The organism is Escherichia sp. HH41S (assembly GCF_009820115.1).
GTDB classification, from domain to species: domain Bacteria; phylum Pseudomonadota; class Gammaproteobacteria; order Enterobacterales; family Enterobacteriaceae; genus Escherichia; species Escherichia coli_F.
In genome coordinates, this window is sequence record NZ_VNXE01000055.1 from 1 (window position 1) to 3,005 (window position 3,005).

General features: G+C 54.6%; 4 protein-coding genes. All 4 read right to left on the reverse strand.

Features of this window, described 5'->3' with window-relative positions:
* Nucleotides 1–308 (reverse strand): phage portal protein (locus tag FQZ95_RS09360; RefSeq protein WP_057688511.1); only part of this gene is annotated, 308 nt, incomplete at its 3' end.
* On the reverse strand, nucleotides 305–511 hold the full coding sequence (locus tag FQZ95_RS09365) for a phage head-tail joining protein (protein WP_000198149.1): 207 nt from the start codon (nucleotides 509–511) through the stop codon (nucleotides 305–307). The genes FQZ95_RS09365 and FQZ95_RS09360, both read right to left, overlap by 4 nt.
* Nucleotides 508–2,433 (reverse strand): terminase gpA endonuclease subunit, encoded by a 1,926-nt coding sequence (locus FQZ95_RS09370; RefSeq protein WP_160530127.1) that lies wholly within the window; start codon nucleotides 2,431–2,433, stop codon nucleotides 508–510. Before FQZ95_RS09370 ends, FQZ95_RS09365 begins: the two co-directional genes overlap by 4 nt.
* Nucleotides 2,408–2,953, reverse strand: a complete 546-nt coding sequence (locus FQZ95_RS09375) for a DNA-packaging protein (RefSeq protein ID WP_160530128.1) — start codon at nucleotides 2,951–2,953, stop codon at nucleotides 2,408–2,410. The genes FQZ95_RS09370 and FQZ95_RS09375 overlap by 26 nt, the downstream gene beginning before the upstream one ends.
* Between the last annotated feature and the right edge of the window lie 52 nt (nucleotides 2,954–3,005).

A 3,005-nucleotide genomic window follows, 5' to 3' on the forward strand; every position in this document is an offset into this window, starting at 1 on the left:
TCTTCCTCCCCGATGCCCAGATAGCGCCAGCTTGGGCGATGACTGAGCCGGAAAAAAGACCCGACGATATGATCCTGATGCAGCTGGATGGCGTTGGCAGCATAGCCGTTATTGCGTACCAGATCGTCTGCGCGGGCATTGCCACGGGTAAAGTTGGGCAGCAGGGCTGCATCCACACTTTCACCCGGTGGGTTCCACGCCCGCAACTGCCCACCAAATCCGCTGCCACCGCCGTGATAACCGGCATATTCACGCAGCGATGTCATGCCGTCCGGCCCCAGAAGGGTGGGAATGGTGGGCGTTTTCATACATAAAATCCTGCAGGTCCCCTGCGTCGCTGTGTCATGCCGGTCTGCACCTCCAGCTCCGCAATGTATTTTTTCAGGTCAGACACGGAAGTGGCCGTAAACTCCACTCGCCGTCCGTCTTTCTGTACCGTTGCCACCCGTTTACCTGTCATCAGGTCATGCAGTGCCGCACGGGCAGCGGCAAGTTCTTCCTGTCGCGTCATTCATCCTCTCCGGATAAGGCACGGGCGTAATCTGCCAGTGTTTTCTTGTTGGTTGCTGCACCATCCTCTTCCTGCAGGCTCGCCAGCAGTGCACTGAGATCCAGCTGCCAGCGGGAAATACTGATGCGCAGCGCCGCCAGCGCATAAACGAAGCAGTCGAGCGCCTCATTGCGTCGCTTTTTGCTGTCCCACAGTATTTTTTTCCTGCCATCCACCCATTTTTCGACCTGCTCTTCAGCCGTCAGCTGCTGCGCTTCGGTCAGATCAAAAATATCCGGGTTATTCGGGAAGTGAACGGCACCGGGAAGCGGTTCATCCACTTCCGGCGTCAGTGTGAAGCGGTTATAAATCTGCTCTTTCGCGGTATCCGTACCGATTTCGGTAAGGTAAACCCCGTTTTTGTTTCGCTTACGAGGCATGCTGGCCACCGGCTTACCGTAGACGGATGCCCCTTTAATGGGGATCACCCGGAACAGCCCATGCTTTTTCGAGCGTTCATACACAATGGTCGGGTCAATCCCACCAGTATCCCAGCAGATACGGGATATCGACATTTCTGCACCATTCCGGCGGGTATAGGTTTTATTGATGGCCTCATCCACACGCAGCAGCGTCTGTTCATCGTCGTGGCGGCCCATAATAATCTGCCGGTCAATCAGCCAGCTTTCCTCACCCGGCCCCCATCCCCATACGCGCATTTCGTAGCGGTCCAGCTGGGAGTCGATACCGGCGGTCAGGTAAGCCACACGGTCAGGAACGGGCGCTGAATAATGCTCTTTCCGCTCTGCCATCACTTCAGCATCCGGACGTTCGCCAATTTTCGCCTCCCACGTCTCACCGAGCGTGGTGTTTACGAAGGTTTTACGTTTTCCCGTATCCCCTTTCGTTTTCATCCAGTCTTTGACAATCTGCACCCAGGTGGTGAACGGGCTGTACGCTGTCCAGATGTGAAAGGTCACACTGTCAGGTGGCTCAATCTCTTCACCGGATGACGAAAACCAGAGAATGCCATCACGGGTCCAGATCCCGGTCTTTTCGCAGATATAACGGGCATCAGTAAAGTCCAGCTCCTGCTGGCGGATGACGCAGGCATTATGCTCGCAGAGATAAAACACGCTGGAGGGGTCATCCGGCGTCCATTTGAGGCCAAACGGCGTCTCTTTGTCGCCAAATTTAAGATACTGCTCCTCCCCGCAATGCGGGCAGGCAACATGAAAACGCATAAAATGCGGGGATTCACTGGCTGCACGCTCAATCTGACAGGTGCCTCTCACTTTGGGCGTGGAGCCACGGATGGACTTTGGCCAGACCGAGCCTTCAATACGTTTGTCGCCAAGGAATGTCGGAGAGCCTTCCTGTTCAATATCCTCATCAAAGGCAGCAAGTTCATCATAACCCGCCACATCCACTGACTTTTCACGGTAGTTTTTTGCCGCTTTACCGCCCAGGCACCAGAAGCCACGACCATTGGAAAAACGCTTCATAGTGAGCGTGTTATCCCGGTGCTTTTTGCCATACCACGGAGCCAGCGCCAGCAGCGACGGAATATCGCGGATGGTCGGCTCAACGTGGGTTTTCATAAAGTTCTCGGCATCACCATCCGTCGGCAACCAGATAAGGGTGTTGCGCTGCTTATGCTCTATAAAGTAGGCATAAACACCCAGCAGCATTTTGGAATAACCGACACGGGCAGACTTCACCACATTCACCTCACGGATGTAGTCGCTGCCCATCGCATTCATGATGGCCCGCTGAAAGGGCAGTGTTTCCCAGCGCCCTTCCTGGTATGCGGATTCTTTCGGGAGATAGTAATTAGCATCCGCCCATTCAACGGCGGTCTGTGGCTCCGGCCTGAACAGTGAGCGAAGCCCGGCGCGGACAAAATGCCGCAGCCTGTTAACCTGACTGTTCGATATATTCACTCAGCAACCCCGGTATCAGTTCATCCAGCGCGGCTGCTTTGTTCATGGCTTTGATGATATCCCGTTTCAGGAAATCAACATGTCGGTTTTCCAGTTCCGGAAAACGCCGCTGCACCGACAGGGGGATCCCGTCGAGAATACTGGCAATTTCACCTGCGATCCGCGACAACACGAAAGTACAGAATGCGGTTTCCACCACTTCAGCGGAGTCTCTGGCATTCTTCAGTTCCTGTGCGTCGGCCTGCGCACGCGTAAGTCGATGGCGTTCGTACTCAATAGTCCCTGGCTGGAGATCTGCCTCGCTGGCCTGCCGCAGTTCTTCAACCTCCCGGCGCAGCTTTTCGTTCTCAATTTCAGCATCCCTTTCGGCATACCATTTTATGACGGCGGCAGAGTCATAAAGCACCTCATTACCCTTGCCACCGCCTCGCAGAACGGGCATTCCCTGTTCCTGCCAGTTCTGAATGGTACGGGTACTCGCACCGAAAATGTCAGCCAGCTGCTTTTTGTTGACTTCCATTGTTCATTCCACGGACAAAAACAGAGAAAGGAAACGACAGAGGCCAAAAAGC

What these genes read in the sequence shown, in the direction of transcription:
- FQZ95_RS09365 (WP_000198149.1), bottom strand. Translation starts at nt 511, where the DNA reads ATGACGCGACAGGAAGAACTTGCCGCTGCCCGTGCGGCACTGCATGAC.
- FQZ95_RS09375 (WP_160530128.1), bottom strand. Translation starts at nt 2,953, where the DNA reads ATGGAAGTCAACAAAAAGCAGCTGGCTGACATTTTCGGTGCGAGTACC.